This window comes from Armatimonas sp. (assembly GCF_043760365.1).
In the GTDB taxonomy this organism is placed as follows: domain Bacteria; phylum Armatimonadota; class Armatimonadia; order Armatimonadales; family Armatimonadaceae; genus Armatimonas.
The window spans coordinates 1-2,039 of sequence record NZ_JAYUPA010000250.1 but is presented as its reverse complement, the minus strand read 5'-3'; the positions used below and the strand labels follow the sequence as shown (position 1 = coordinate 2,039).

Below are 2,039 nucleotides of genomic sequence, written 5' to 3'. Positions count from 1 at the left end.
GTACCCAGCTGCCAGTGCCTGGCGAGAGCGCACGAATCGCGGTGATGGGCCGCGAGGTATTGTAAAACCGCTTGCACTCCCAGCACCCAATGCCCGCGTCCATCACGGCGTTGCCAAGGGTAAAGAAGAGCTTCACATCCCGATCCAGATCGTACTGACCCTGGTCGGAGACGGCAGTGGCGAAGAACAGCCAGTGCCCTGGTGGCTGCACCGAGCGTGGCCCGTCGGCCCAGTACTCCACCAGAGCTCTCTGCTGGGCTGTCAGGTCAGCGGTGAGCTTAATGACATCGTTCATCTGAGCGATATAGAGCGCGGAGCCAAACTCGGGCGGGGCTACCGGGCGCAGTGCCGAAGACGACGCGAACGCGAATGGCGTCACGAGGCCCCAGTGCGGCGCGATATAGGCCGGGGCACTGCCGTTGGGAAAGCGAATCTGCTGCCAGTACTTCGGGTCTACTACAGAGTCGGGGCCGTTCACCGGAACATAGCCCGTGGTATCGGCGTAGCTATTGAGCTGGTTGGCCCCGTCGGTGTGGCGGAAGCTCAGGAGCTCTTGCGCACAGCGATTCCCGATTCCTGCCGCCGTGGTGGTATCTAGCGACAGATTAGCAGGATCGTAGCCCAGACTGGTCATCAGGCTATCAAACGCCACTTTCTGGGAGGGATAGAGATCCACGAGCGCTCGGTACGTTGCAAAGCTGACGGCCTCCTCTTTGTTGCCCTGTGTCCGCTCGCCTTCGGGCCTACGAAGCGAGCCACGGAGTTGCGTGCCCACGGCAAAGGCATCGTAGCAGGCCCAGGCATCGAAGGCGGCGGTGTGCACCATTGCAATTGCCCGCGCATTCATGGGCGGCCCCAAGGTTGTACTGCTGATGGCATTGAGAACTTCCTGTGCCCAGCGCCCCGAGACGCTTCGGCTCGGTGTACTGCCCCCTCCTCCGCCCCCACAGCCCACGAGGGCAAGGGTAGGAGGCAGCGCAAGCGCTCCAGCCAAAAAACGCCGTCGGGTGAGTACAGTGCCTTTATTCACAAAAATAGTGTAGCACATGTTTCCCAGGCACGGTACCTCTCTAGTCGGTAGGACTACCGTCGGCCCGTAAGCTGGTTCCGCAACCGACGAAGCGCGTAGAGCAGGCGGACGAGCCAGGCTTTCCAGAGTGGGAGGCGCTGGATGCGGCGGACGGGGGCGGCGTTGAGGGAGGTGTCTAGGAGAACGTGGCGTGTCCAGCCGGGGACGGAGCGCGGAAGTGTCTCCATCGTGAACCAGTCCACGGCCACGGACTCCCAGCCCGGCTCGCCGATTTTCTCGACGATCTGTCCGGCAAATACCTGCACCAGCACACCGCCGCCGGGTAGATCAGGCCGCCAATAAAATCCAACGCAGCGCGTCAGTGACACGGTAAAGCCCGTCTCTTCCTGAAGCTCCCGCACGGCGGCGACTTCGGGCGTCTCGCCGGGCTCGATCTTACCGCCCGGCAGGCTCCAGAGACGAAAATCCTCGCGCTTCTGGAGAAGCACTCGGTTTTCGGAGTCAGAGACGACGACTTGAACACCATCGGGCGCACGTTGCGGGAAATTAGACACACTCTCAGTATACACAAACAACCGACTGAGGATACAAATCTGCATGCACAGAGATACAATCTAAGAAGAAGTATGCACTGGCGAGTAGAGTTATTCGGTGAGCTGCGGGTGGTGTGCGGCGAGCGTGTCGTCACGCGGTTGGAGAGCCGCAAGATCGTGGCGCTTCTGGCACGCCTTGCGCTCCAGCCCCAGCGCGTGCACACCCGAGAGGAGCTGGCAGATCTGCTCTGGCCCGAGAGCGACCGGGAGACGGGCCTCGCGCGTCTGCGCCATGCGCTCTCATCGCTACGTCGTACCCTCGTTCCCGCAGGCTTGACCGGTGAGGGCTTTTTTGTGGCAGACCGGCAGAGCGTGCGCGTGCGCACGGAAGCATTGAGCTGCGATGTGCGGGAGTTCGAGAGTGCGGTGCGCCACAAAAAATGGGCGGAGGCACAGAGACTCTACACCGGCGAGCT

At 61.9% G+C, this 2,039-nt stretch carries 2 protein-coding genes and 1 pseudogene; 1 reads left to right on the top strand and 2 read right to left on the bottom strand.

Features of this window, described 5'->3' with window-relative positions; translation table 11 throughout:
- Window positions 1–1,030 (bottom strand): vanadium-dependent haloperoxidase (locus ACH2EH_RS06045; protein ID WP_395139908.1); only part of this gene is annotated, 1,030 nt, incomplete at its 3' end.
- A gap of 53 nt (window positions 1,031–1,083) precedes the next feature.
- Complete coding sequence (locus ACH2EH_RS06040) at window positions 1,084–1,584, bottom strand: NUDIX hydrolase (RefSeq protein ID WP_395139906.1); 501 nt, start codon at window positions 1,582–1,584, stop codon at window positions 1,084–1,086.
- A gap of 72 nt (window positions 1,585–1,656) precedes the next feature.
- Between ACH2EH_RS06040 and ACH2EH_RS06035 the strand changes: the two are divergent.
- Window positions 1,657–2,039, top strand: a pseudogene (locus tag ACH2EH_RS06035) (hypothetical protein); the annotation flags it as partial.